Annotated in this window: 20 protein-coding genes and 1 tRNA gene; 13 read left to right on the top strand and 8 right to left on the bottom strand. The window is 71.2% G+C overall.

Annotated features, from left to right (window positions below; translation table 11 throughout):
- The first annotated feature begins 11 nt into the window (after nt 1-11).
- Nucleotides 12-569 carry a TetR/AcrR family transcriptional regulator gene (locus CHF16_RS07495; protein WP_089325346.1) on the top strand — a complete coding sequence of 186 codons (558 nt, stop codon included), beginning with the start codon at nt 12-14 and terminating at the stop codon, nt 567-569.
- A gap of 87 nt (nt 570-656) precedes the next feature.
- On the opposite strand, the gene sigJ is transcribed toward CHF16_RS07495, so the two are convergent.
- Nucleotides 657-1,568 (bottom strand): RNA polymerase sigma factor SigJ, encoded by a 912-nt coding sequence (sigJ, locus tag CHF16_RS07490; RefSeq protein ID WP_089325180.1) that lies wholly within the window; start codon nt 1,566-1,568, stop codon nt 657-659.
- Between the two features lie 143 nt (nt 1,569-1,711).
- Between sigJ and CHF16_RS07485 the strand changes: the two genes are divergently transcribed.
- Nucleotides 1,712-3,892 carry an MMPL family transporter gene (locus CHF16_RS07485; protein ID WP_089325179.1) on the top strand — a complete coding sequence of 727 codons (2,181 nt, stop codon included), beginning with the start codon at nt 1,712-1,714 and terminating at the stop codon, nt 3,890-3,892.
- Between the two features lie 100 nt (nt 3,893-3,992).
- On the opposite strand, the gene CHF16_RS07480 is transcribed toward CHF16_RS07485, so the two are convergent.
- Genes CHF16_RS07480 through CHF16_RS07470 form a run of 3 tightly spaced genes read right to left on the bottom strand, consistent with a single transcriptional unit; the run spans nt 3,993 to nt 5,467 of the window.
- Entirely contained in the window at nt 3,993-4,613 is a 621-nt protein-coding gene (locus CHF16_RS07480) for a dihydrofolate reductase family protein (RefSeq protein WP_089325178.1), read from the bottom strand.
- Complete coding sequence (locus tag CHF16_RS07475; protein ID WP_089325177.1) at nt 4,613-5,119, bottom strand: SRPBCC family protein; 507 nt, start codon at nt 5,117-5,119, stop codon at nt 4,613-4,615. The genes CHF16_RS07480 and CHF16_RS07475 overlap by 1 nt, the downstream gene beginning before the upstream one ends.
- Before the next feature lie 3 nt (nt 5,120-5,122).
- The gene (locus CHF16_RS07470; RefSeq protein ID WP_089325176.1) at nt 5,123-5,467 is read right to left on the bottom strand and encodes an ArsR/SmtB family transcription factor; all 345 of its coding nucleotides are present in this window, start codon (nt 5,465-5,467) and stop codon (nt 5,123-5,125) included.
- A gap of 609 nt (nt 5,468-6,076) precedes the next feature.
- Here CHF16_RS07470 and CHF16_RS07465 point away from each other — a divergent pair.
- Both CHF16_RS07465 and CHF16_RS07460 read left to right on the top strand, forming a co-directional pair.
- Nucleotides 6,077-7,009 carry a helix-turn-helix transcriptional regulator gene (locus tag CHF16_RS07465; protein ID WP_218826569.1) on the top strand — a complete coding sequence of 311 codons (933 nt, stop codon included), beginning with the start codon at nt 6,077-6,079 and terminating at the stop codon, nt 7,007-7,009.
- Complete coding sequence (locus CHF16_RS07460; protein ID WP_089325175.1) at nt 7,006-7,611, top strand: short chain dehydrogenase; 606 nt, start codon at nt 7,006-7,008, stop codon at nt 7,609-7,611. The genes CHF16_RS07465 and CHF16_RS07460 overlap by 4 nt, the downstream gene beginning before the upstream one ends.
- A gap of 349 nt (nt 7,612-7,960) precedes the next feature.
- On the opposite strand, the gene CHF16_RS07455 is transcribed toward CHF16_RS07460, so the two are convergent.
- The gene (locus CHF16_RS07455) at nt 7,961-8,560 is read right to left on the bottom strand and encodes a short chain dehydrogenase (protein ID WP_089325174.1); all 600 of its coding nucleotides are present in this window, start codon (nt 8,558-8,560) and stop codon (nt 7,961-7,963) included.
- 71 nt (nt 8,561-8,631) lie between these two features.
- Here CHF16_RS07455 and CHF16_RS07450 point away from each other — a divergent pair, with 71 nt between their 5' ends.
- Both CHF16_RS07450 and CHF16_RS39330 read left to right on the top strand, forming a co-directional pair.
- The gene (locus tag CHF16_RS07450; RefSeq protein ID WP_089325173.1) at nt 8,632-9,549 is read left to right on the top strand and encodes a LysR family transcriptional regulator; all 918 of its coding nucleotides are present in this window, start codon (nt 8,632-8,634) and stop codon (nt 9,547-9,549) included.
- Between the two features lie 1,412 nt (nt 9,550-10,961).
- On the top strand, nt 10,962-11,882 hold the full coding sequence (locus tag CHF16_RS39330) for a hypothetical protein (RefSeq protein ID WP_143227905.1): 921 nt from the start codon (nt 10,962-10,964) through the stop codon (nt 11,880-11,882).
- A gap of 127 nt (nt 11,883-12,009) precedes the next feature.
- On the opposite strand, the gene CHF16_RS07440 is transcribed toward CHF16_RS39330, so the two are convergent.
- Nucleotides 12,010-13,386, bottom strand: coding sequence for an ATP-binding protein (locus CHF16_RS07440; protein ID WP_245868277.1), 1,377 nt, complete (start codon nt 13,384-13,386; stop codon nt 12,010-12,012).
- Nucleotides 13,387-13,711: 325 nt separating this feature from the next.
- Between CHF16_RS07440 and CHF16_RS42045 the strand changes: the two genes are divergently transcribed.
- Nucleotides 13,712-14,275, top strand: coding sequence for a recombinase zinc beta ribbon domain-containing protein (locus CHF16_RS42045; protein WP_342750081.1), 564 nt, complete (start codon nt 13,712-13,714; stop codon nt 14,273-14,275).
- Nucleotides 14,276-14,280: 5 nt separating this feature from the next.
- Here the strand turns inward: CHF16_RS42045 and CHF16_RS07430 are convergent.
- Nucleotides 14,281-14,366 (bottom strand) — tRNA-Leu (locus CHF16_RS07430).
- 108 nt (nt 14,367-14,474) lie between these two features.
- Between CHF16_RS07430 and CHF16_RS07425 the strand changes: the two genes are divergently transcribed.
- The 3 genes from CHF16_RS07425 to CHF16_RS07415 all read left to right on the top strand — a co-directional run bounded on the left by CHF16_RS07425 (nt 14,475) and on the right by CHF16_RS07415 (nt 18,595).
- The gene (locus CHF16_RS07425) at nt 14,475-15,794 is read left to right on the top strand and encodes a M20/M25/M40 family metallo-hydrolase (protein ID WP_089325171.1); all 1,320 of its coding nucleotides are present in this window, start codon (nt 14,475-14,477) and stop codon (nt 15,792-15,794) included.
- Nucleotides 15,795-15,876: 82 nt separating this feature from the next.
- On the top strand, nt 15,877-16,569 hold the full coding sequence (locus tag CHF16_RS07420) for a hypothetical protein (protein WP_089325170.1): 693 nt from the start codon (nt 15,877-15,879) through the stop codon (nt 16,567-16,569).
- A 181-nt stretch (nt 16,570-16,750) separates the two neighbouring features.
- Nucleotides 16,751-18,595, top strand: a complete 1,845-nt coding sequence (locus CHF16_RS07415) for a chaplin family protein (RefSeq protein WP_179271428.1) — start codon at nt 16,751-16,753, stop codon at nt 18,593-18,595.
- Between the two features lie 169 nt (nt 18,596-18,764).
- On the opposite strand, the gene CHF16_RS07410 is transcribed toward CHF16_RS07415, so the two are convergent.
- Entirely contained in the window at nt 18,765-18,950 is a 186-nt protein-coding gene (locus tag CHF16_RS07410) for a DUF5703 family protein (protein WP_021596264.1), read from the bottom strand.
- A gap of 233 nt (nt 18,951-19,183) precedes the next feature.
- Between CHF16_RS07410 and topA the strand changes: the two genes are divergently transcribed.
- Genes topA through CHF16_RS07395 form a run of 3 tightly spaced genes read left to right on the top strand, consistent with a single transcriptional unit; the run spans nt 19,184 to nt 25,145 of the window.
- Nucleotides 19,184-21,880 carry a type I DNA topoisomerase gene (topA, locus tag CHF16_RS07405; RefSeq protein ID WP_089325168.1) on the top strand — a complete coding sequence of 899 codons (2,697 nt, stop codon included), beginning with the start codon at nt 19,184-19,186 and terminating at the stop codon, nt 21,878-21,880.
- 28 nt (nt 21,881-21,908) lie between these two features.
- Nucleotides 21,909-23,978: a dTMP kinase gene (gene tmk, locus CHF16_RS07400; RefSeq protein ID WP_089325167.1), complete on the top strand. Its 2,070-nt coding sequence runs from the start codon at nt 21,909-21,911 to the stop codon at nt 23,976-23,978.
- 27 nt (nt 23,979-24,005) lie between these two features.
- Complete coding sequence (locus CHF16_RS07395; RefSeq protein WP_089325166.1) at nt 24,006-25,145, top strand: DNA polymerase III subunit delta'; 1,140 nt, start codon at nt 24,006-24,008, stop codon at nt 25,143-25,145.
- Nucleotides 25,146-25,328 lie beyond the last annotated feature (183 nt).

Here is a 25,328-nt window from a genome sequence, read left to right as displayed (position 1 = left end):
AGGGTGTGGAGGTGCCCCGGAACCGACGCCCCCAGGACCGCGAAGAGAAACGCGAGGAGATCCTCGCCGCCGCCCAGCGGCTGTTCATCGACGAGGGCTACGAGTCGGCGTCCATGGGCCGGATCGCCAAGCACGCCGGCGTCACCGTCAACACGATCTACTGGTACTTCCGCGACAAGGACGACCTGCTCATCGCCGTCCTGGACCGCCTGCTCGCCGAAGCCCTCGCCCAGTACGCGACCATCGCCGACCGGCCGCTCAACGAGCGGCTCCTATGGGCCGTCGACCAGCTCGAACGGCTGCACGGCCTCGTCAACACCGTGCACACCCGCGCGCCGGCCTCACCCGCCGTCCGCACCTGGCACACCGACTTTCACGAACTCGCCGACACCCTGGTCGCCGACGACCTGCGCAACGCGGGCGCCGCCGAAGCCGATCTCCCCGCCATGACCGCGATCGGCACCTTCGTCATCGAGGGCCTCCTCACCCACCGGTGCGGCGACGCCGACAAACGAGCCGTGATCGACCTCCTCGTCCGCAAGCTCACCACCGGGCCGACCCGAACCTGACCGGAAGCACGCGGGCCCGCATCGCAACGGCGAAGAGCGGCAGCGCCCCCGCTTCGCGGGATGCCGGGAACCGTCTGAGCTCTGGCCTCAATCCAGGTCCGGGACTCGTGCGAGCTTGTCCGGGTTGCGCACGCCGTTGATCGCGGTGATCCGTCCGGCGTCCATCGTGAACGCGATGACCGTCAGCACATCGTCGGCGCCCCGGACGACCAGCCCCGGAGCGCCGTTTACCTCGGCGGGGCGCGCGTCCAGTGGGCCATGGACGTAGTGGAGCAGCGCGGAGGCCACCCGTGCGGCCCCTTGCACGATGCGCGGCAGCGTGGCGACCTTGCCGCCCCCGTCGCTGCGCAGCACGACGTCCGGGTCGAGCAGTTCGATGAGCTCCCGCATGTCGCCGCCCTCGCAGGCGGAGATGAACGCGTCGATCAGCTCCCGCTGTTCGGCCGCCGTGACCGGCGTGCGCGGTCGGCCGCTCTCGACCTGCCGGCGTGCTCGCGAGGCGAGCTGGCGCACCGCCGCCGGTGAGCGGCCGACGACCTCGGCGATCTCGGGGAAGGGGACTCCGAAGACGTCGTGCAGCACGAACGCGGTCCGCTCGGCGGGGGAGAGCCTTTCCAGGACGACCAGCAGCGCCATGCTCACCGACTCGTCCAGCGTGACCCGGTCGGCCGGGTCGTGGGAGCGAACCTCGACCAGCGGCTCCGGCAGCCACGTGCCGACGTAGCGCTCCCTGCGCGCACGCGCGCTGCTCAGAGCGTCGAGCGCCAGCCTGCTGACGGTGGTCGTCAGCCAGGCGGTGAGGTCGCGGATCGCGTCCGGCTCGTCGAGTCCCCGGAGCCGCAGCCATGCCTCCTGTACACAGTCCTCGGCATCCACCAGCGAGCCTGTCGTCGTGTACGCCACCCGCAGCAACCGCGGCCGGTCGGCTTCGAAGGCCCGCGCCAGCCACTCCTCCGTGCTCGGTGCGGCCTGCTCTCCCCTGCGCCTACCCGTTCCCATGCCCTGTTGACGACGCAGCCGGTCCCGGTGTGACACGGCCCTCTCCCGGCAGGGGTCCCTGTCACACCTGAGAGGGCTACGTCGTCAACAAGCGACGCGGCCGACCCGCGTGACACCTGGCAACCTTCCCGGGGGAAGCGAACATGACCTTCACCGAGCCGGATCAAGCAGAGACCGCGCAACCAGCCCCGCCGCCGGGCGGGGCGTTCGCCCGCATCGCCGCTTTCGCTCACCGCCGCAGATGGCTCGCCCTCATCCTGTGGGTGGCGGTCATGGGCGGAGTCTGGACCGTCGCGTCGGTCGTGGGCGACGACTACCGCAACGACTTCTCCCTCCCCGGCACCGAGTCGCAGCAGGCGGCCGACCTGCTGGCCGAGCACGGCGCCGCCCGCGCCGGAGACACCGTAGAGATCGTCCTGCACCACGATGGAGGCCTGCGCGAGCCCGGCGTCCAGCAGCGCGTGAGGGACATGCTCGACGACGTCGCCGGACTGCCCAGGGTCGACGGCGTCCGCAGCCTCTACGACGACCAGGCCGCCATCTCCCGGGACGGCACGATCGGCTACGCCACCGTGATGCTCGATACCCCCTCGGCCGATATGCCCGCGACCGACACAGAGCGCATCCTCGACACCGCCCGGCAAGCCGAGCGCGAGGGGCTCCAAGTCGAGCTGGGCGGCGACGCGGCCCGGCTGCTGGCAGAGGGCGGGACCGGCGCCGCGGAGGGCGCGGGCCTGCTGGCCGCGCTGATCATCCTGGTCCTGATGTTCGGCACCGTCATCGCCGCCGGGCTGCCCATCATCATCGCCCTGTTCGCCGTCGGGTCCACGGTCGGCGTCATCATCCTGGCCTCCCAGGTCTTCACGGTCGCCGAATGGACCCCACCCGTGATGATCCTCGTCGGCCTCGGCGTCGGCATCGACTACGCGCTGCTGATCTTCGCCCGCTACCGCGCCGAACTGGTGCGCGGCCGGGAGCCCGAGCGGGCCACCATGAACGCGCTGGACGCCGCGGGCCGTTCGGTGTTCTTCGCCGCCTGCACCGTCATCCTGGCGCTGCTGGGTCTCGTCGCCCTCGGCATCGGCTCGATCCAGGGCATGGCGCTGTCGGTCGCGCTGACCGTGCTGGTGACCATGCTCGCCTCCCTGACCCTGCTGCCCGCGCTGCTCGGCATCTTCGGCCGCCGCTTCGCCCGCCAGTTCACCCGGCGGGCCCAGCGGCGCAAGGCCAAGGGCAAGGCCGACGACGGCACCGGCTGGCGCCGGCTCGCGGCCACGGTGCAGCGGCGCCCGCTGGCCGCCCTGCTGGCGGGGGCGGTGCTTCTCGGCGCCCTCGCCGTCCCGGCCCTGGGCATCCGGCTCGGCTTCTCCGACGCGGGCGGCGACCCGGCCGCCAGCACCAGCCGGCAAGCCTACGACCTGCTCTCCGAAGGCTTCGGCCCCGGATTCAACGGCCCCCTGCTGGTGGTCACCGACGGCGGCGAGCAGGCCGGCGCCGCGGCCGCCAGGGCACTGAACGACACCCCGGGCGTCCAGGCCGCCGCGGCCCCGGTCCCCACACCGGACGGCAAGGCCGCGACCATACTGGTCTTCCCCGCCTCATCACCGCAGGACAAGGAAACATCCCAGCTCGTCGGCACCCTCCGCGAGGACGTACTGCCGCGCCTGTCCGCGGCGAACGGCGGGCGGTACCTGGTCGGCGGCCCCACGGCCGCGGCCGAGGACTACTCCGGCAAGCTCGGCGACCGGATGCCGCTGTTCATGGCCATCGTCGTCGGCCTCTCGGTCCTGTTGCTGGCGGCGGTGTTCCGCTCGGTGCTCATCCCGCTGAAGGCCGCGGTACTGAACCTGCTCAGCATCGGCGCCGCGCTCGGCGCGATGAAGTTGGTGTACCAGGACGGCCTGTTCGGCATCGAGGGCGGCCCGATCGAGGCGTTTCTGCCCGTGATGATCTTCGCGATCGTCTTCGGGCTCTCCATGGACTACGAGATCTTCCTGATCTCCCGGATGCACGAGGAGTGGACGCGCTCGGAGGACACGGACCCCTCCCACGCCGTACGGGAGGGACTGGCCCACACCGGCGCGGTGATCACGGCGGCGGGCTCGATCATGGTCGTGATCTTCGCCGCGTTCGTACTCAGCCCGGAGCGGATGCTCCAGCAAGCCGGCTTCGGCATGGCTGTGGCGATCTTCGTGGACGCGGTCATCATCCGCTGCCTGATCGTCCCGGCGGCGATGCAACTGATGGGTCGGCATGCCTGGTGGCTGCCGTCACCGCTGGCCCGGCTGCTACCCGAGGTGAAGCTCGAACGGGTGTCGGACTAGGGCACGGCCATCCGGCAGCGCGGGCGGGTCGTCCTGGCAGGAGAGCCGTCCGGGTTCCGACCGCGTGGGTGTTCGTTCGCCGTTGTCGTCCGCCGTGCGCCTACCGCTCCCGGACTGCGTAGGTCAGGTGCGTCGCCCGCTGCGTCGGCTCCGTGCGGATCGGCTCCAGGGCCACGCGGCCCGCGTCCACGCCCTCGAACAGGCGGATTCCGGAGCCGAACAGCACGGGGGAGAGGGCGATCGAGAACTCGTCGACCAGGCCGGCGTTGACGTACTCCAGGATCGTCGCGCCGCCGCCCGCGATGCGGACGTCGCGGTCGCCTGCGGCCTCGCGGGCCTGGTCGAGCGCGGACTCGATGCCGTCGTTGACGAAGTGGAACGTGGTCCCGCCCGGCCGCTCCCACGGGTCGCGCTTCTCATGCGTCACGACGAAGACCGGCGTGTGGAACGGCGCCTCCGGCGGCCACATCCGCTCACCGGCGTCGAACATGCGCTTGCCCATCACGCTCGCGCCGGTGCGCTCGAACGTCTCCCGCGCGATGTCGTTGTCGCGGCCCTCCTCGCCGCCCTCGCCCAGCTTCAGGTTCTCCCGGAAGAACCGCTGCGGGAGGATCCACGCCTGCAGTTCCCTCCACTGCTGCCCCATCAACTCCCCGAGGGACTCGGGCGCGATGAACCCGTCCAGCGACATCGACACGCTGAAGAACACCTTGCCGGCCATCAGCCCTCAGCTCCCTTGCGAATGGTCTCGGTGACGTAGGCGGCCAGGTTGCTCAGGGTCTGCCGGCCGCCCTCGATCGCGTGGTACTTCTCGACGGCCTCGTCGCGCAGCTCCTTGGTGCGGAACACCGTGCGCATCTCGATCCGGGTCGCCGCCCCGTCGGGCGCGAACGTCAGGACCGACTCGAAGGCGTTCGGGTCGCCGCGGGACTCACCATGCACCAGCGCGATCCGCTCCGGGGGGATGATCTCGGTCCAGGAGATCCACTCCTGGTAGTCCGTCCCGTCCGGCCCGTGCAGCACGAAGTCCCACTCCCCGCCGACACGGAACTCGAACGACCGCGTTGTCGTGGTGAACCCCTCCGGCCCCCACCACCGCGACAGGTGCCGCACCTCGGTGAACGCCTCGAACACCAGCTCCCGCGGGGCGTCGATGACCCGGGAGATCACGATCTCGCGGTCGGCCGTCGCGGACCGCGCCGGCGCCCCTCGTCCCATCGCGCTCATCGACTACTCCTCCTCCTGCCTTGCCTGCTTCAGGTCCTGCACGTAGGCGTCCAGCCGGTCGAAGCTCTCGTTCCAGAACCGCTCGAACCCGCCGGCCCACTCGTGGACCGGCCGCAGCCCCCGGGCGTCAAGGCCGTACAGGCGCTGCTTGCCCGCCCTGCGGTCCCGCACCAGCCCGACCTCCCGCAGCACCCGCAGGTGCTTGGACGCCCCCGGCTGGGTCATCCCCAGCTCCCGGGCCAACTCGGTCACCGGCCGCTCGCCCGACCGCAGCAGCACCAGGATCTCCCGGCGCTGCGGCTCGGCGATCGCGTTGAAGACGTCCGACGTCGTCGCTGCTCGTGCCATGACCCGAATCATATGCCGATATGGGCATACGTCAAGCCGGAGAAACCCGGGCGTCCCGATCGCGCCGCCCGCGCCGGACCGCCGCTTCCCCGGCGTGAGCCTGACCAGTGGCGGCCCGACCTTCGAGGACCGGGCCGCCACTGGCCCGGCCTTCGAGGACCGGGCCGGCGCTCGGGCTCGGTAACCTCGGAACTGTGGCGGAGACAGCGGGTGCGGCGGGCGAGCCGCCGGAGGGCTCGGTCGCCGGCCTCGGTCCGATCAGCCATTCGATCTTCCGTGTCGCGCGGCTGCACAAGGCGTTCGCGGGTCGGCTGCTCCGCGACGTCGGCCTCTATCCCGGCCAGGAGCTGCTGACGATCCAGCTGTGGGATCGCGAACCGCAGCGGCAGGTCGACCTCGTCCGGACCCTGGAGTCCGACGCGCCTTCGGTGGCACGTTCGGTTCGCCGGTTGGAGGCGGCCGCGCCTGCTTCGACCGGATCCTCGCCACGCCGCCCCACCGCACGGCGGCGCTCCACGGCCGTGCATCCAGGGCGGGTCCCGGTTCAGGGGTGCGGCAGGTCCGGCGGATCCGGTCGCGCAGGATGCCGGCGGGGGAAGGTATCCCTGTTTGGGGCAGGCAGACATCGACCATCGGCGCGACGATGGGCCGGTGGTCAACCAAAGAGCGAACGATCTCGGCGGCTTTCTGCGTAGCCGACGCGAACGCCTGACACCAGACGCCGCGGGCATCGAGCCCGGCGCTACGCGTCGGCGAGTCTCGGGACTGCGCAGGGAAGAGCTGGCCGAACTCGCCGGGGTCAGTATCGGCTACTACACGCGACTGGAGCAGGGCATCAGCGGTAGCGCTTCTGGCGCCGTCATCGACGCGCTGGCAGCGGCGTTGCAGCTCTCTCCAGCCGAGCACGAACATCTGCGGATCCTTGCTGCTCCACGACGACCGACCCGTCCTCGGGCCCGTAGAAGCAAGCTGAGGCCCTCAGTACGTGAACTGCTCAGCGCCATGCCTGGAACACCGGCGATCGTGATCGATCACCGCGCCGACGTCCTCGCGTGGAACCGCCTCGGACACGCTCTGCTGGCCGGCCATGTCGACCTCGACGCCCCGGACACGCGGATGCGGCCGAACATCGCCCGAATGCTGTTCCTCGACCCGCACCACCGCGCCTTGTATTGCGACTGGCACGCCAAGGCACAGGTCACCGTCGCGGCCCTGCATCAGGCGGTCGCGCGGCACCCGGCCGACCCGGAGCTCGAACAGCTCGTCGGCCAACTCGCCGTCGACAGCCCGGAGTTCGCGCGGATGTGGGTGCGGCGCCCCGTCCGAACCTGCTCGTACTACCTACGAGAACTCGACCATCCTGTCGTCGGGCGAGTGACCCTGGCGAACGAGACGGTCACCCTGCCCGACGATGACCAGCAGATCGGCCTGTTCTACGTGCGTCCCGGCACATCTGACGCCGACGCGCTCACCTTGCTGGCACAGAGCCTCGAACGACGCCTCGCGCCAGGAACCCTGTCCCGGAAGGAGGATGCACGATGAGGATCGTCGTCGTCGGCGGCGCCGGCACCATCGGACGACGTTTGGTGCCCGCGCTGCGATCGCGCGGCCACGACGTCGTCGTGGCCGGACGCACCTCCGGTGACGTCCACGTCGACCTGACCTCGCACTCGACCATCGAGGCCATGTACTGCGAGGTCGGGGCGGTCGACAGCGTCGTGAGCATCGCAGCGCACGGCGCGCTCGACGAGTTCGCGACGCTGACATCCGACGCGCTGTCTGAGAACATGCGAGCCAAGTTCTTCGGACAGGCAGATCTGGTACTCACCGGCCAGCACCACTGCGCCGACGGCGCCTCCTTCACCCTGACCTCCGGCGTCTTCGCCGACCAAGCATGGCCGCACGTCACTGGCGGCGGCGTCATCAACGGCGCCCTGCACAGCTTCGGCTTGTCGGCCGCGATCGAGTTGCCGCGGGGTATGCGGATCAACGTGGTCAGCCCCACGCTGATCGGCGACTCCCTCGACGCCTTCGCCGAACACTTCCCCGGCATGCGTCCGGTGCCGATGGACGAACTCGTCGGCCACTACCTGCGCTGCGTCGAAGGTGACGACACCGGCCGCATCATCCGGGCGTACGGATGACCACGCGACTCGCGCTTACCCGTCCTCGTCACGATCATCACGACTGAACGCCCCCGCTCGCCCGCTCACCCGGCCAACGGGCCGGCGCATTACGGCCGCCGCCCTCGCCGATCGCCTGGATCCTCGGCCGGGGCAGCGGTGTGCTTGGCCGGCGATGCCGTCTGCGACCAGCCGAGCATCTCGTCCCCCTCAGACCATGCGTCCGCTCCCGCACCGACCGGGTTCACACCGCGGCCGATCTGCTGCGGGAAGGTGACGGGCACCGCCGGCTCAGTCCGCCGGACGGCGGTGCCGAAAGGCCGGGTCCCGGCAGCGAGCACCGGCCCGGGTTCCAGGTCGGGCGGTGGTGTCACATCTCGTAGACCTGGCCTGTCTGGTGGCCTTCGATGGAGCGGATGTAGGCGTTGGCCGCCATGGCGACCGGAACGGGTTCGAAGCCGACGAACAGGTCCCCGTAGCGGTCCATCGACTCGGTGAAGACGGTGGGGCTGACGGCGTTGATCCGCTGGCGGTGCGGCAGCTCGATGGCGGCGGCCCGGACGAACGCCTCGACGGCGCCGTTGGCCACCGACGCCATCGAGCCCCGGACGAGCGGATCACGAACGAGGACGCCGCTGATGAGGGTGAAGGACCCGTCCTCGGCCACCCGCGCGGTGCCCTGCCGGACGAGTTCGACCTGGCTGAAGGCCTTCCCGCCGAGGCCGTCCCGCACGTCCTGGGCGCTCAGCTCGGTGAAGGGCTTCCAGGGGACGCCGCCGGCGGCACAGGCCACGGCGTCGAGCGGCCCCGCCTGCTCGTACATCGTCTGGATGGAGTCGGGGTCGGTGATGTCCACGGAGATGTCCGAGCCGGTGCGTGACGCGGTGACGATCTCTTGTCCGCGCTCGTGCAGCGCCGTGCGGACGGCACGGCCGAGAGTTCCGGTGGCTCCGATCAGCAGGATCTTCATGGATGGATGGTCGTCGAGAAGGGTGATTGAAGTCCAGCTACATATGCTGAACAGCCTTTTAAGATGAGCTCATGCTTGACGTGAAGCGCCTCATCCTGCTCCGCGACCTGGCGGAGTACGGCACCGTCAGCGCGGTCGCCGACGTGCACCAGGTCACGCCGTCCGCCGTCTCGCAGCAGTTGCGGGCGCTGGAGACCGAGACCGGTGCCGTCCTGCTCCACCGGGAGGGACGCACCGTGCGGCTGACCGCGACCGGCGCCGCGCTGGTCAGGCAGAGCGAGCGGGTGCTCGCCGAACTGGAACGGGCGCACGGCATCGTTCGGGCCACGGACGGGGAGGTCGCGGGAGAGCTCGTCATCGGCTGCTTCACCAGCGCCCTCGCCCCGGTGGCGGCCCCGCTCGTGAGTGCCCTGGTCGAACGCCACCCGAGGCTCCGCCCGAGGATCGTCCAGGCGGAGCCCGAGGACGCCCTGCCGATGCTGAGGCGGCGCGACCTCGATCTGGTGCTGCACTACCGGTACCGGCACCTCGGGGCGGGCCTTCCCGGCGGGCTCGCCGCACGCACGCTCTTCGAGGACCCGCTGATGCTCGCCGTCCCTGAGAGGCTGCGGGCGGCCGCCGGTGAGCAGGGGGTCGCGGCACTCCGGCGTGAGCGCTGGGTCACCACACCCCCGCCGAGCGCCTGCCGCGACGTCATGCTGCACGCCTGCCACAGCGCCGGCTACGCGCCGCAGCTGGAGCACGACTACACCGATCTGCGGTCGGCCCTGGCCCTGGTGGCGACGGGGCTGGCCGTGACGATCCTCCCCGGGCTGCTGTGCGACGACCCGCCCGACGGCGTGGCGATCCTGCCGATACCGGAGAAGGGCCGCACGGTCGAGGCCGTGGCCAGGTCGGGGGCGGAGGAGCATCCGGCGATCGTCGCCGCCCTCGACATCCTGACGGCGTATCGGCATCCGACTTGTGACGGGACACGGCCGCTCCGGTGATCACATTGGGGCGGTCTCAGCACTTCAGGGCTCGTTCGATGCCCACTCGCATGTCGGTGCCGCCGCCCCGGCCAGTTCGCCCTGTTCGGCCGACGTCACTCTTGACACTGCTTGCACGTCGGCGTCGCAGGCCGCTACCTCGGCGGGCGACCGCCCCACGGCTACCAGATCGCCGATGGCGGCCCTGACCCGCACCCGGGGAAGGTCGCCGATGGCGATCGCCTGTACAAACTCGCGATCGACCTGGAGGCAGCCCCCATCGTCCAGAGGATCGGCAGGAGGTCTACCGACGGCTCGGGATGCGGCTCACCTACCACCCGGACAAACAAGAAATCCGAGCCGAGGTTAACCTCGACCCGGATCGGATCGTTACTCCCGAACGTCACTTTGGGGTGACCGCTGGTGTCCGAGGGGCGACACGCCCTGACAGCACATGGCCCGCCCATTCACCGCTCGGCGCACCCTACCGAATTCTGGTCGGCGCGTAGCCCTGCAGTGCAGATTCAGACGCCTGCGTGCGGGCTCAAATATTCGGCAACGTGCCACCTGTCGAATACGAGGCAATCCGCTACCTTTCGACCAACACGCCAGCGCCAACCGGCACCAGGTAGATCGGACGTCACGGGACCTGGGGTTCCTCAAGCAGGTGAAAGGATGGGCTCACCCAGGTATGTCTGGCCCCCGGCGGACTACGGTGCCCGTCTCGGGAACAGCGATAACGGGACACCTGACCACGTACTGCCGCAATCTGCTGCGCACCCGAGCCTGGCCCTTGCGAAAGTTGAGTACGGCGCGGGTTGGTTACGCCAGGTCGTTCCGCCCCACCGGTCGGCCGGACTAGGTCAGCGCGCTCATTTGCGGGTAGGCGCTGGTGGTCTTGGCGGGCAAGGAGGAGCCGGGCCGAGCCTGCGGGGTGACAGGCCTGAACTGTGAGACCGGGAGATTGGTGACGATCATGCCGGTCGCGCTGCGCTGGTTCTGGTGGGCGATCAGTGCGGGTCCAAGGCGTTCAGGACGGTGGTCGAGCGCGGGCTGCGGATCCCGGATCGGGGTCAGGGTGCCGGGGCGTCGTGCGAGCGTACGTGCCTGGCCGGACGCCCAGGCGCGGTGCTCGAAGAGAGCATGCACCGAGTGGGGGCTGTGGCCGGAGCAGGCCACCCGTCCGCGCCGGTTTAGCCGGGTCGGATGAGGCGCATGCCGTCTGTGCAAGTGGGACGGTACTTATGGCCCAAAGGGCGCGCCAAACCGGCCGATTGGGCCGTACTCAATCCCAGGACTTCGGTGAAACCAAGAGCGATTACCACATCACCTTCCGGACACCCCGAACTTCCGCCTGGCTAACGCCATCCTTTACTGAATGCGCGCTTTGCTGGAAACTTGACTTTCCAGGAACGTGTGACGATGGAGGGCCGGTGGGAGAAGGGCGGCATTCCATTAACTGCGAGAATGCCACCCAGCCCAAATGCGTGTGCAAGGGCTGCGGTGGAGCCGAACACGGCTGGCCGGGCGCAGTTCGGATCGCCTCCGATCCGTCCGGCCGGAAACTGACCGAGCTCGTGCGGGCGGCGGACAAGCAGTGGGAAGGACTCGCACGTATCCGGGACGCTGATGGCGAGCCGACCGGCAAGGCGCGCAGGGCGGCGATCAAAGGTGCGTTGGCCGCTGTCACTGCATGGCTTCACCGCGACGGTGATCTGCGTGGGCAACTGGAGGCCATAGGGGAACCGCTGCACCGCAAGCCGCAGGATGAACGCCGCGATGGTGGCGGACGCAGACCTCGCCGTCGCCCCCGCACGCCGGAGGAGGAACGCGAGTTTGTCGAGGCGCACGTTCTTCCGCGGCTGGTCAAGGAGTTCGGTACGTCCCGGGTGGCGGAGTTCCAAGCCCGGGCAGTCGAGGCGCATTTTTGGTGCGAGTTGTTCGCGCAGACCGTCCGGGCGCTGGATGAGTACCGGGGACTATACGAGAGGGCCAAGCGGTTTGTCGTCGACGCCCTCACTGCGGGGAACGCGCCGCACTCGCCGCTCTGGGCGAGCATCCTGCCCTACCAGCACATGGTGCACTGGGCGGTGGATCTGGTCTTCGAGTTGCTGCCGCGCGCGGCCGGATTGCCCGCCACCGAGGACGTGTTCGAGTTGATCTGGCCGACGCGTGTGCTCGCGTGCCTGATGTGCAAGGACCCGAGTGAGCATCCGGCCGTCCGTGAGTATTGCCTGAACCCGATCCTGCGTTGGGGACAGGCGCGAGTGCGTGAGGAGGTGCGCCAGCGCATGGGGTGGACGTTCCCGGACGAGTGGCCGGGTCTGGGCTCAGGCGAAGCCGGAGCCGCATGATGCGGTCCGCATATGCCCGAACAACTCCTCGCTCGCCCAGTCTTATGGGGATATGTGTTCGAGCACATGGCCTCGCAGGTGCGCGATCGGTGGTCCGTGCCGGATCGCGGTCCGGAGGTTCGGGCTGCTAGTCCGTCGGTCGGTGGTAGGTGGTCGTTCGGCCTCTTCCCCCGTGTTGTTCGATGAGTCCGCGGCGGCGTAGCTCGCGGAGGGCCTTGCGGATGTTGGGGGCGGTCAGGTTCAGCTGACCCTGGAGTTCCGCCACGGTGCGCGCGCCGGTCGCCAGTGCGTCGTAGACGCGTAGCTCTGTCTGGTTGAGGTCGTCGCCGGGGCGTGTTGTGGAAGCGGACCTCCGGAGGAGGACGGTGAAGCGGATACCGGCGTCGATGTAGTGCGCGGGTGGGAGTTCCGCCTCGGCGAGGGTGCTGGTCACGATGGGGATGCCGGAGGCGAGGGCTTCGATGACGCGGGCCCCGCCGTCGGGGGTGCGGACATGCTGGCAGATGGCGACGAGCCGGGCGTTGCGGGCCGAGGTCACGGCCTCGCGGCCGAGTCTCTCGACGGTGATGCCGTAGAGACCACCGGGATTGGAGACGATGAGGCGGTCACGGCGCAGGCGTACCTCGACGGCCATGCCCGCCGACCAGTGGTCGAGGTCGCGGTGGACAAGCGCGTTGGCGATGATCTCGCGGAAGGCGAGGAGGGGGAAGGCCGGTTCGTCGTGGACGGTGCCGTCGAGTGCCGAGACGATCGCGGTGTCGAAGTTCCGTCGTGCCCAAGCGAGTGCCTCGTCGAGCATGCGGGGGATCGGGCCTGTGATGGTGGCCTGGTTGCGGGCGCGTGATCCCGCAGGGTCGTTCGGCAGTGGTTCGGCCGACGCCTGGATGACGAACCGCGGGAACCATTCCTGGGGGTGGACGCCCAGAGACAGCAGGCCGGCGACCGTAGGCGTCCCGTCGGGCGTCGTCACTCCCGCGCGGCGGAGGAGTTCCGCGGTGTCGTCGAAACGGCCCAGCCCGTAGGGGTCCCGTTCGCGCACCGACCGCAGGAAGCCCTCAACGAGATCACGGTCGAGGTCATCGCGGGTGGCGCCGTCGACCGGGGCCCGGTCGAACAGGGGCGGCTGCCGTGCGGCGAGGAATGCCTGCTCCTCAAGGGCCGACAGTTCGAAGTCCCCGTCGTACCCGCGCAGGTAGGCCGTGCCGGATCCGGTCACTCGGCACGGTTTCGCCGAGGGATCGCACTCGTGGACGTGCGCGATGACGACCGGCATTCCCTCGACAACCCCGTCCTCCACGGTGATCCGGACGGGTGGGGTGAACGAGCGTGCCTTTCCGGCGATGCCTTGCTTGAGTTTCTGCGGGTCGGTGAGCGGTACCGGTCGGAAGCCTGTCGCCTCATCGAGCCCCAAGATGATCGTGCCACCGCCCGGAAGGTTCGCCAGGGCGCTGAGTGTGGAGGTCAGCGACTGCGGCAGCCCGCCGGCGGCCGACTTGACCTCCACGTCCGACGAGTCGCCGCCTGCGGTGCGCAGACGTTCCACCAGGTCGTCCAGATTCATGCTCACGCGCCAAATGTAACGGAGTTGCGGTTACATTTGCCGCTGGTTCAGTTGCATTTGGGGGGTGGTCTGCTCAGCTGCGCGCCGACGACGTTGGCGTCTCGATCCCGACCCGCTGACCGCTCCGCACACGAGATGGATCTTCGCGCGCCGCCTCTCCGGCGTGAGCGTGGCGGGAATCGCCCGCGAACTCAATGAACACGGCATCCCTTGCCCGTCCCGTGCCGATCGAAAGCGAAATCCCCACTGATCGGGGCAGGGCTGGACGCTGAACACGGTCGCCACGATCCTGGAGAACCCCCGCTACACCGGCCGTCCAGTCTGGGACCGGCAAACCGGGTTCGACGGCACGACCACGGGATGGGCGATCTCCAAGAAGCCCGCCCATCCGGCACTGGTCTCCGACGCCGACTTCGTCGCCGCGCAGACGATCCGCGCCGCCAGACCCACCCGCGATGGGAGCGTCCGCGTATACCTCCTGGCCGGCCTGCTCCTATGCGGCCTCTGCCAGCGGCGGATGGACTCCCATTGGGTCAACGAACGCAACGGCTATCGCTGCCGCCACGGCTACAACAGCACCACGCCGCGCTCTCGCGACGCGCCGAAGAACCTCTACCTCCGAGAAGACCATCTGCTCGACGAGTTGATGCGGCAGCTTTCACCACGACTAGGCGAAGCCCGCTCGCCGCATGAACTTGTCGCACACCTCAAGCGCAACGGTCTCGCCATAGTCTGCGACAGGTCATCTTGCACCGTGGTCGACAACAACAAGGAAGAGCCCGCTCCAGGCACAACCACCCAGATCGAGCTCTTCGCGTCACCCATGGGGTAATCCTGTGTCCGAGGGGGGACTTGAACCCCCATGCCCCGTGAAGGGCACTAGCACCTCAAGCTAGCGCGTCTGCCTATTCCGCCACCCGGACTCGGTGTGCAGGCCGCAGCGGGCTGCGGCGGGCTTCACTGTACCAAAGGAGACGAGTCGCGGCGAAGTCGATCGGCGGGCACCATGGACGGGTACGCGAGGACACGAGGTGATCACTGTGGTGCGGCAGCCGACCGCTGAGGACGAGGTCGTCCGGCTCTGCCAGGAGCTGATCCGGATCGACACCAGCAACCCGGGCGATCATTCCGGGCCGGGGGAGCGGGTGGCGGCGGAGTACGTCGCGGAGCAGCTCGGGGAGGTCGGCCTGGAGGCGCGGATCTTCGAGTCGCATCCGGGGCGGGCGAGCGTGGTGGCGCGGATCGAGGGGGAGGATCCGGGGCGGGACGCGCTGCTGCTGCACGGGCACCTCGACGTGGTGCCGGCGCGCCGGGAGGACTGGACGCGGGATCCGTTCGGCGGGGAGATCGCCGACGGGTGCGTCTGGGGGCGCGGCGCCGTCGACATGAAGGACATGGACGCGATGATCCTCGCGGTCGTGCGGCAGCGGCTGCGGGAGGGGCGCAGACCGCCCCGGGACGTCGTGCTCGCCTTTCTGGCCGACGAGGAGGCCGGCGGGACGTGGGGCGCGCAGTGGCTGGTGCGGGAGCATCCGGAGCTGTTCGAGGGGTGCACCGAGGCCGTGGGGGAGGTCGGCGGGTTCAGCCTGACCGTGCCCGGGGACCGGCGGATGTACCTGATCGAGACGGCGGAGAAGGGCATCGCGTGGATGAACCTGACCGCGCGGGGCACGGCCGGGCACGGGTCGATGGTGCATCCGGACAACGCGGTCACGGCGGTCGCGGCGGCGGTCGCGCGGCTGGGGTCGCACGAGTTCCCGGTGCGGCTGACGAAGTCGGTGCGGGCCTTCCTGGAGCGGGCGTGCATGGCGTACGGGGTCGAATTCGATCCGGAACGTCCGGAAAAGTGCCTTGATGAGATCGGGCCGCTGGCGCGGATGATCGGCGCCACGCTCCGGAACACGCTCAATCCGACGCGGCTGGACGCCGGGTACAAGACGAATGTCATTCCGCAGAGTGCCACGGCTCAGGTCGACGGGCGGTTCCTTCCGGGGCATGAGGAAGAATTCTTCGCGGTCGTGGACGAACTTCTCGGGCCGGACGTCCAGCGCGATTTCGTCCACCATGACCAGGCGGTCGAGACGGACTACGAGGGGGCGCTCGTCGCGGCCATGGAGGCGGCCCTGACCTCGGAGGACCCGGGCGCGCTGCCGGTGCCGTACTGCCTGAGCGGCGGGACGGACGCCAAGTCGTTCGCGCGGCTGGGCATGCGCTGCTTCGGCTTCGCGCCGCTGAAATTGCCCCCAGAGTTGGACTTTTCCGGAATGTTTCATGGGGTCGACGAGCGCGTTCCGGTGGACGGGCTCCGCTTCGGCGCCAGGGTGCTCGACAAATTCCTTGATCGCTCCTGAATTTGCCATCGCCACTGCTTTCCGTGGTGCTATCGTCACCGTTCGTTGAAGGGTTGATGGTGGCCACGACGGAGGGTGTTCGGTGGCAGGCGGCGCGGCGCGGTTCGGGACGGTCTCCGTCCTGCCGCGCCGCGTCCCCATCGGACGGGCCGTCCGGCGGCTGCTCGTCCTCGCCGGGCTGCTGATCGCGGGCTGGCTGCTCGGTGGTGCGGCGCAGTCCGCGCACGCCGACGAGCTTCCGCGGCCGGCGGCGCATCTCGTCGCCAAAGCCCCCGTGCTGGAGCGGGCCGCCGCGGTCGTCCACGGGCATGAACCGCTGAAGCGAACCGTGACGCCCGTGGTCGCGAACATGCCGCGGGCGGCCGCCCCCGAGCCTCCGGCCGCGGTGCCGCCTGCGCCGATCCGGCCGGACGTGCGGCGTCCGGTGGCGGAGCGGTCGAGCGCGGCGGTCGTACGCGTGGTGACGCGTCCGCGGTCCGACGTGCGTGTTCCCCCGAAGGGGCAGCGCGTTCCGGTCGTCTCGAAGGCCGCGCACACCCGGTCCGTCGAAGGTCATGCGCCCCGCCACGCCGACCGGCATCCGGCGCCGCCCGCGCCCGAGCGGCACGGTGACCACTCCGCCGCCGCCGGCCTCGGCAGCGGCATGACCGCCGGCTTCCCCGCCGCCGTCAGCTTGATTCCGCCTTCACCGCGCGCGTCTGTCGCGCGCGTCTCCGGAGCGCTTCCCCCGGTCGTCCGCACCGCCGCGGACGAGCCGTCCTTCGCGCCCGACTAGCTCCCGCTCACAGGCTCCGGACGCGTGCCCGTGCGGCTCGGGCGCGCCGATCCGGTCACTCGCCGTGCCCCGGCGCGGCATGTCATCCCCCACGAGACCCACGGGACACGTGCGTCTCCATACATCTCTCCCTGAACGGAGCATCATGCGAACGCGGGCAAAAGGCACTTCGCGTGCCGCTGTGCTCGCCGCGGGCTTTGTCGCTCTCGGCGTCACCGTCCTCCCGGCCAACGCTTTCGCCGACGTCACGAGCGGCGACGGCGGGGTCCTCAGCGGCAACCAGATCGAGGCGCCGGTCTCCGTGCCGGTCGACGTCAGCGGCAACGGCGTCGCCGTGCTCGGCATCGGCCACGCCACTTCCCACGGCGGCGCCAAGGTCGACAAGCGGCACGCGGGCGGCCAGCGGACGTCCGGCGCGCACGCCGTCGCGTCCGGCAACCAGCTCAACGCCCCCATCTCGGCGCCGGTGAACGTCTGCGGCAACAGCGTCGCCGTCATCGGCAAGGCGGACGCCGGATGCGAGGGCGGCGCCAAGGTCGCCGGCGGCGGAGGCCGCGGGGGCCAGGTCACGAACGGGTCGGGCAGCGTCCTCGGAGGCAACCAGCTGGACGCGCCGATCTCGGCCCCGGTCAACGTGTGCGGCAACGCCGTCGCGGTGGTCGGCCACGCGGTGGCGGGCTGCGAGGGCGGCGCGCACGTCAAGGGCGGCGGACACGCGGGCGGCGGGCAGAAGACGTCCGGCGTCTTCGGCGTCGGCAGCGGGAACCAGGGCGACATCCCGATCAGCGCGCCCGTGGACGTCTGCGGCAACACCGCGGCCGTGGTCGGGCACGCCGTGGCGGGCTGCGAGGGCGGCGCGCACGTGACCGGCAGGCCCGGCGGCCACCAGCACACCTCCGGAGTCGGCGGCGTCCTCGCCGGGAACCAGGCGCAGGCCCCGACGGAGATCCCCGCGGACGTGTGCGGCAACGCCGCCGCGATCGTCGGCCTCTCCTCCGCCGAGTGCCAGGGCGGCCACGGCGGATACCCGAACTACCCCGACTACCCGGACACGCCGAACTACCCGCACACGCCGGGATACCCCGACACCCCCGGCTACCCGGGCACCCCGAGCCTCCCCGACATCCCCGACACCCCCGGCCTCCCCGACATCCCGGGGTACCCCGGGGACCCGGGCTACGGCGGCTACGGCGGGTACCCGTCGGCCCCGCGGACGCCCGTCCCGCTGCCCCAGACCGGCCTCTCCGACGTCGCGAGCGGCCTGCCCGCCCTGACCGACCTGCCGGGGCAGGCGACCCTCCCCACGTCGGACAGCCGCGCGGGGGCGCCGGGCCTCACGGACGTGGTCCCGGTCGTGAACGGGCTGCCCGGAGTGAACGACCTCGTCCAGGCGCCGGCGCTGCCGGGGGCCACCGGGTACCGGACGCAGGGCGTCGCGCCCATCGTGGACGGCCTCCCGCCCCTGGAGGCTCCGGTCGGGACGCTCGGACTGCCCGGGCTAGCCGGCAGCTTGACCAGCATGGACCTGTCCAAGACGGTCAAGTCCGCGACGGTCGAGCCGGCGGGCTCGCGCGCGGCGGCCGCGAAGCCGGGGCTGATCGACTTCGTCCTCGGCAACAACCCGCTGGCCGTGGTGAACGGCATCGTGAAGGTCAACCCGCTGAGCCTGCCCGTCGGCCAGGCCGCCGCCGCCCCGCAGCGGGCGGGCGCGGCTCCGGGGGCCGGGCTCCCGGGCGGGCTGCTCCAGGGCCAGAAGGCGCCGGTGGCGATCTCCGCCCTCGACACGCAGGCCCTGTCGAGCACCGGCAACGGCCTGCCGGGCGCCGTGAACGCCGTGAACGGGCTGCCGAAGGCCGTCGACGCCGCTACCGGTGAGCTCGGGCCGGTGCGGAGCGTCGCGGCGGACGGGCCGATCCTCGAGGACGGTGCCGGGTCGCTGTGGGCGCTCGGCGCGAGCGCGGTGCTGGGCGCCGTGGCCGGGGTGCTGGCGCTGGCCCGCCGGATGCTGCCGGGCGGGCGCCGCTGACCGGCGCGCAGTGATCTTCGCCCGTCCCGGAGGCGCGGTCCGGGGCGGGCGAAGCCATCTTTACGGGCAACGGTCCGTCAACAGAGTGCTACGCTCCGCCGAGGGCGTTCGGACGGTGCGGGCTCAGTCGGACGGTGCGGGCTCAGGGGCTCAGCCGGACGGTGCGGGCTCAGAAGGTGCGGACGGCGCGGATGACCTTGCGGCGAAGTTGAATACGCCGGCGGCCGTCCGGGTAGAGGCGCAACCGATCGATTTCCCAGCCGCCGCGTTCCGCGTGCTCGGTCAAGATCTGCCGGGCGGTATCCCGCGTGGTGCCGCGCGGCAGTGAGAGGACGAGGTAGGTGTACTCCGCCATTGCGACCATTATTACTTGGTCTACCGTGCGTCCGGCACCCTGCGGTGGCCGTCCCGGTCCGCGCGGCGTCCGACGGCATGTCATCCTGTCGGGGGCGCGGGGCTGACGGCACCGCGGGGGCGGCACGATGGTCGGGGAGCGCGCGGGCATGAACGCGGCGTCCTGCGACGTTGTACGAAGCCGGTAAGAAAGAGCCTGTGTTAGAGGACCGAGACAGCGAGGTTGGAGCGACTGTGCCAGCCAAGAACGGCACCGCGAGCAGTGGCCGGGGCAACGGCGCGGGGACGCGCCTGGTGATCGTCGAGTCGCCGGCGAAGGCGAAGACGATCGCGGGCTACCTGGGCCGCGGCTACATCGTGGAGTCCAGTATCGGCCACATCCGGGACCTGCCCGGAAGCGCCTCGGAGGTGCCGGCCAAGTACAAGGGCGAGCCGTGGGCGAAGCTCGGCGTGAACGTCGAGCGCGAGTTCGAGCCGCTGTACGTGGTCAACTCCGACAAGCGGCAGCAGGTCCAGAAGCTGAAGAAGCTGCTGGCCGAGGCCGACGAGCTCTACCTCGCGACGGACGAGGACCGGGAGGGCGAGGCGATCGCCTGGCACCTCCAGGAGGTCCTGAAGCCGAAGGTGCCGGTGCACCGGATGGTCTTCAACGAGATCACCAAGGACGCGATCCAGCGCGCCGCCGCGAACCCGCGCGAGCTGAACATGCCGCTGGTGGACGCGCAGGAGACGCGCCGCGTCCTGGACCGCCTCTACGGGTACGAGGTCAGCCCCGTCCTGTGGAAGAAGGTCATGCCGAAGCTGTCGGCGGGCCGGGTGCAGTCGGTGGCGACGCGGCTGGTGGTCGAGCGGGAGCGGGAGCGGATCGCGTTCGTCCCCGCCCACTACTGGGACATCGCGGGCCAGTTCGACACCGGCAAGGACGAGGAGCCGAAGGTCTTCAAGGCCGGGCTCGTCAGCGTGGACGGCAAGCGGGTCGCGCAGGGCCGCGACTTCGCGTCCGACGGCACGCTGAAGACGAAGGACGCGCTGCACCTGGACGAGGCCGCGGCGCGCGCGCTGGCCGAGCGGCTGCGCGGCAGGCCGTACGAGGTCAAGTCCGTCGAGCGCAAGCCGTACACGCGCAAGCCGTACCCTCCGTTCCGGACGACGACCCTCCAGCAGGAGGCCAGCCGCAAGCTGAACTTCTCCGCGAAGTACACGATGTCGGTGGCGCAGAAGCTGTACGAGAACGGCTTCATCACCTACATGCGCACCGACTCGATCACGCTGTCGGAGACCGCGATCACGGCGGCCCGGCGGCAGGCCGCGTCGCTGTTCGGCGGCGAGTACGTGCCGGACAAGCCGCGCGTCTACGCGTCCAAGGTCAAGAACGCGCAGGAGGCGCACGAGGCGATCCGCCCGGCGGGCGACACGTTCCGCACGCCGGCGGAGACGGGGCTGAGCGGCGACCAGTTCCGGCTGTACGAGCTGATCTGGAAGCGGACGATCGCGTCCCAGATGAAGGACGCGGTGGGCCAGTCGGTGTCGGTCCGGGTGACCGGGCTGTCGAGCGACGGCGAGCGGGCCGAGTTCGGCGCGACCGGCAAGACGATCACGTTCCACGGGTTCCTGAAGGCGTACGTGGAGGGCGCGGACGACCCGTCCACCGACCGGGACGACCAGGAGCGGCGGCTGCCGAACCTGGCGGAGGGCGACGCGCTGACCGCGAAGGCGGTGGACGCCGAGGGCCACTCGACCCGCCCGCCGGCCCGCTACACCGAGGCCAGCCTGGTCAAGGAGCTGGAGGAGCGGGAGATCGGGCGGCCGTCGACGTACGCCTCGATCATCGGGACGATCCTGGCGCGCGAGTACGTGTTCAAGAAGGGCACGGCGCTGGTCCCGTCGTTCCTGGCGTTCGCCGTGACGAACCTGCTGGAGCAGCACTTCGGCAACCTGGTCGACTACGACTTCACCGCGCACATGGAGGACGGCCTCGACGAGATCGCCCGCGGCGACGCCGAGCGCGTCCCGTGGCTGCGCCGGTTCTACTACGGCGACAACGGCGAGGAGGGCCTGCGCGAGCTGGTCGGCGACATCGGCGACATCGACGCCAAGGGCATCAGCTCGTTCCCGATCAAGGGCAGCGACATCGTGGTGCGGGTCGGCCGGTACGGCTCCTACCTGGACCGGGACGGCGAGCGCGTCAACATCCCCGACGACATCCCGCCGGACGAGCTGACCGCCGAGAAGGCGGAGGAGCTGATGGCGCAGCCGTCGGGCGACCGCGAGCTCGGCACCGACCCGGAGACGGGGCACACGATCGTGGCGAAGTCGGGCCGGTTCGGGCCGTACGTCACCGAGATCCTGCCGGAGCCGGCGCCGCCCGCCGAGGGCGAGAAGAAGAAGCGGACGAAGAAGGCGGACACCCCCAAGCCGCGCACCGCGTCGCTGTTCAAGTCGATGTCGCTGGACACGATCACGCTGGACGACGCGCTGAAGCTGCTGTCGCTGCCGCGCACGCTGGGCGAGCTGGACGGCGAGCCGGTGACCGCGCAGAACGGCAAGTTCGGCCCGTACCTGAAGAAGGGCACCGACAGCCGCTCCCTCGGTTCGGAGGAGGAGCTGTTCACCGTCACGCTGGAGCAGGCGAAGGAGCTGTTCGCCCAGCCGAAGCAGCGCGGCCGCCGGGCCGCCGCCGCGCCGCCGCTGCGCGAGCTGGGCAAGGACCCGGTGAGCGAGAAGCCGGTGGTGGTGAAGGAGGGGCGGTTCGGCCCGTACGTGACGGACGGCGAGACGAACGCGAGCCTCCGCAAGGGGGACGAGGTCGAGTCGATCACGATCCAGCGGGCCGCGGAGCTGCTCGCGGATCGCCGGGAGAAGGCCGCCGCGGGCGGTGGCCGGAAGAAGGCGGCACCGCGCCGCCGAACCTCCGCGAAGTCCGGCTCCTAGGGACATCTACGCCGATACCCTGACCGACATGACCAGAACGGGCGCACCCCGGCCGCACCCCGCCGCGTCTCAGCCGCCGGGCGTTTCGTCGCTTCCGCCGAACGGGCCGTTCCGGCGGCTCCGGACCGCGCTGTCGCTGTCCAGCCTCGCGCAGTGGCTCAGTGTCCCCGCACTGACCGCGATGGCCGCGCTGCTGACCCGCGACGACGACGTGTCCGTCCAGGCGCAGGCGGTCGGCGGCACGCTGGTGCTGATGCTGCTGCCGGCGGTGCTGCTGGCACCGCTCGGCGGGATGCTCGCCGCGCGCGTCGACCGCCGCCTCATGCTGCTGATCGCGGACGTCCTGCGGCTCGTCGTCGTCGTGACGGTCCCGATCGTCGGCATGCTCGCGTGGACGCTCGCCGCGGCCTTCCTCGTGTCGTGCCTCGGCCTGCTGTGGGTCGCGGCGGCGCGCGCGTCGCTGTCGGCCGCGCTGCCGGACGAGGAGCAGCCCCGCGCCGCCCGCGCCGCGACCCGCGTGAACTACGGGCCGGCGCCGGTCGCCGCCGTGCTGTTCGCCGTCCTCGCGCTCGTCGCGGACGGGACGCTCGGCCGCGGTTCGCGCGCCGACCTCGCGCTGTACGTGACGGCCGGGGTGTTCGCGGCGGGGGCCGCCGCCGTCGCGCTGATCCGGGAGGTCCCGGTGACGCCGATGCACCATGTCCCGGCGCCGCTGAGGCTGCTGTTCCAGGGGCCGGGGACGGCCGCCGCGCGCGGGCTCGGGCTCGCGGTCGCCGGGGCGTCCCTCACGGCGGGCGCGGTCGTCGCCGTCGCCCGCGTCCACGCGGCCGCGCTCGGCGGCGGGGACGCCGGGTACGGCACCGTCCTCGCCGGGCTGGCGTTCGGGCTCGGGTTCGGGGCGTTCCTCGGGCCGCGCGTCCTGGTGCCGTTCAGCCGCCGCCGGCTGCTCGGCCTCGCGCTGATCGCCGCCGCGCTGACGCTGGTGGTGCTCGCGCTCGTGCAGAACCTCGTCGTCGTGGTGTTCCTGGCGGCGTTCCTCGGGGTGTTCGCGGGGGCCGCGTGGTCGACGGCCGCGGCGGCGGTGACCGACCCCGACGCCCCGGAGGACGCCCGCCCCACCGCCTACCTGCGCGCCGTCGCGCTCGTCGCCGCGCTGGTGGCGTTCGTCGCGGTCCCGCTGATCGCGGGGGCGCTCGGCGCGCACCGCGTCGAGTTCGGCGGCGGCGTCTACGACTTCACCGGCTCCGGCGGCGGCCTGCTGATCGCGGCGGTCGTGGCGCTGGTCGCGGCGCTGCCGACGTACCGGCGGCTGGACGACCGGCGCGGCATCCCGCTCGTCCCCGACCTGCGCGCGGCCCTGCACGGCGAGATCTACACGCCGCCGCAGCAGCAGGCGTCGGACGCGCCGCAGCCCGCGCACCGCGAGCGCGGCGTGTTCATCGCGTTCGAGGGCGGCGAGGGCGCCGGCAAGACCACCCAGGCGCGGCTCGCCGCGATCTGGCTCCGCGACCACGGCTACGACGTGGTCACCACGCACGAGCCCGGCGCCACCAAGATCGGCATGCGGCTGCGCGCGATGCTGCTCGACCGCGACACGACCGGGCTGTCGGCCCGCGCCGAGACGCTGCTGTACGCGGCGGACCGCGCCGACCACGTGGCCAACGTGATCAAGCCGGCGATGGAGCGCGGCGCGATCGTCGTCAGCGACCGGTACGTCGACTCGTCCCTCGCCTACCAGGGGTTCGGGCGGCAGCAGGCGGTGGAGGACATCGCGCGCGTCAACGCGTGGGCGACCGGCGGCCTCGTCCCGGACCTGACCGTCCTGCTGGAGATCCCGCCGGAGGCGGGGCTGCGCCGGCTGCCCGCCCCCGCCGACCGCATCGAGTCCGAGCCGCAGGACTTTCACGAGCGCGTCCGGGCCGGGTTCCGCGCCCTCGCCGAGGCCGACCCCGACCGGTACCTGATCCTGGACGCGAGCCGCCCGCAGGGCGAGCTGAGCCGGGAGATCCAGTACCGGATCCGGGAGATCCTGCCCGACCCCGTCCCGGCGGGCACCGAGGACGCGACGAGCACCTTCCCGGCCATCCGCGACTTCTGATCCGGGCGGGCGGTTAGCCTTTGACCCATGAGCGTGTGGGATGACCTGGTCGGGCAGGAGCCCGTCGTCGCGCAGCTGTCGTCGGCCGCGGAGGGCGCGAGCGGCCTGGCGCACGCGTGGCTGTTCACCGGGCCTCCCGGGGCGGGGCGGTCGGCGGCGGCGCGCGCGTTCGCGGCGGCGCTGCAGTGCGAGGAGACGCTCCGCGGCTGCGGGCACTGCGCGTCCTGCCACCAGGTGCTCCAGGGCACGCACGCGGACGTGGAGGTCGTCCGGCCGCAGGGTCTGTCGTACGGGGTGAAGGAGGCGCGCGCGCTGGTGCTGCGGGCGTCGTCGTCCCCGACCGGTGGACGCTGGCAGGTCGTGCTGTTCGAGGACGCCGACCGGGCGACGGAGGCGGCGGCGAACGCGCTGCTGAAGGCGATCGAGGAGCCGCCCGCGCGGACGGTCTGGCTGCTGTGCACGCCGTCCCCGGACGACCTGCTGGTGACGATCAGGTCGCGGTGCCGGCTGGTGACGCTGCGGACACCGCCGATCAGCGCCGTCGCGGACGTCCTCGCCCTGCGCGACGGCGTGGACCGCGAGACCGCGGACGTCGTGGCGCGGGCCGCGCAGGGGCACATCAGCCGGGCGCGGCGGCTCGCGACCGACCCGGAGGCGCGGCGGCGGCGGGCCGAGGTGCTCGCGGTGCCGCGCCGGCTGTCGTCGGTGGGCCCGGCCGTGGCGGCGGCGGAGTCGCTGGTCGCGGCGGCGAAGGCGGAGGCGAAGGCGCAGACGGAGGAGCTGAACGAGTCGGAGACGTCCGCGCTGCGGCAGGCCCTCGGGGAGAGCGCGAAGGGCCGGATGCCGCGCGGGACGGCCGGCGCGCTGAAGGAGCTGGAGGCCCGGCAGAAGTCGCGCGCCACCCGGCTGGAGCGCGACGCCCTCGACCGGACGCTGCTCGACCTCGCGTCCTACTACCGGGACGTCATGACGCTCCAGCTCGGGGCGGGCACCGAGCTGGTCAACACCGAGCTCGGCCCGGAGCTGCGCACGGCCGCGGCGCGCGGGCGGCCCGAGGACACGCTGAGGCGGCTCGACGCGATCATGGCGTGCCGGGAGCGGCTGGAGGCGAACGTCAACCCGCTGCTGGCCGTGGAGGCGCTCACGCTCGCCCTGCGGACCGGCTGAGGCGCACCGGCCGATGCGCCCTGCGCGCATGCTCACCGGTTGATGACGGGCCCGCGGTGCCTAACAAGGAAAAGTCCATTTCGTTACATAAACGTACGCAACTCTCAACAGCCGCACACGTACCTTCGCCTGGTTTACCCCCCAATCATCCGGGCTAGCTCCCCCACGGCCAGGAGGTCAGCT

This window comes from Actinomadura meyerae (assembly GCF_900188445.1).
GTDB lineage: Bacteria > Actinomycetota > Actinomycetes > Streptosporangiales > Streptosporangiaceae > Spirillospora > Spirillospora meyerae.
Note: the sequence above shows the minus strand (reverse complement) of the source record. Positions and strands in the feature narration are given on the sequence as shown.

Coding starts and splice junctions, on each gene's coding strand:
- CHF16_RS07480 (WP_089325178.1), bottom strand. CDS start 4,613: ATGGCCGGCAAGGTGTTCTTCAGCGTGTCGATGTCGCTGGACGGGTTC.
- sigJ (WP_089325180.1), bottom strand. CDS start 1,568: ATGGGAACGGGTAGGCGCAGGGGAGAGCAGGCCGCACCGAGCACGGAG.
- CHF16_RS07475 (WP_089325177.1), bottom strand. CDS start 5,119: ATGAGCGCGATGGGACGAGGGGCGCCGGCGCGGTCCGCGACGGCCGAC.
- CHF16_RS07395 (WP_089325166.1), top strand. CDS start 24,006: ATGAGCGTGTGGGATGACCTGGTCGGGCAGGAGCCCGTCGTCGCGCAG.
- CHF16_RS07410 (WP_021596264.1), bottom strand. CDS start 18,950: ATGGCGGAGTACACCTACCTCGTCCTCTCACTGCCGCGCGGCACCACG.
- CHF16_RS07455 (WP_089325174.1), bottom strand. CDS start 8,560: ATGAAGATCCTGCTGATCGGAGCCACCGGAACTCTCGGCCGTGCCGTC.
- CHF16_RS07470 (WP_089325176.1), bottom strand. CDS start 5,467: ATGGCACGAGCAGCGACGACGTCGGACGTCTTCAACGCGATCGCCGAG.
- CHF16_RS07460 (WP_089325175.1), top strand. CDS start 7,006: ATGAGGATCGTCGTCGTCGGCGGCGCCGGCACCATCGGACGACGTTTG.
- tmk (WP_089325167.1), top strand. CDS start 21,909: ATGACCAGAACGGGCGCACCCCGGCCGCACCCCGCCGCGTCTCAGCCG.
- CHF16_RS07450 (WP_089325173.1), top strand. CDS start 8,632: ATGCTTGACGTGAAGCGCCTCATCCTGCTCCGCGACCTGGCGGAGTAC.
- CHF16_RS07485 (WP_089325179.1), top strand. CDS start 1,712: ATGACCTTCACCGAGCCGGATCAAGCAGAGACCGCGCAACCAGCCCCG.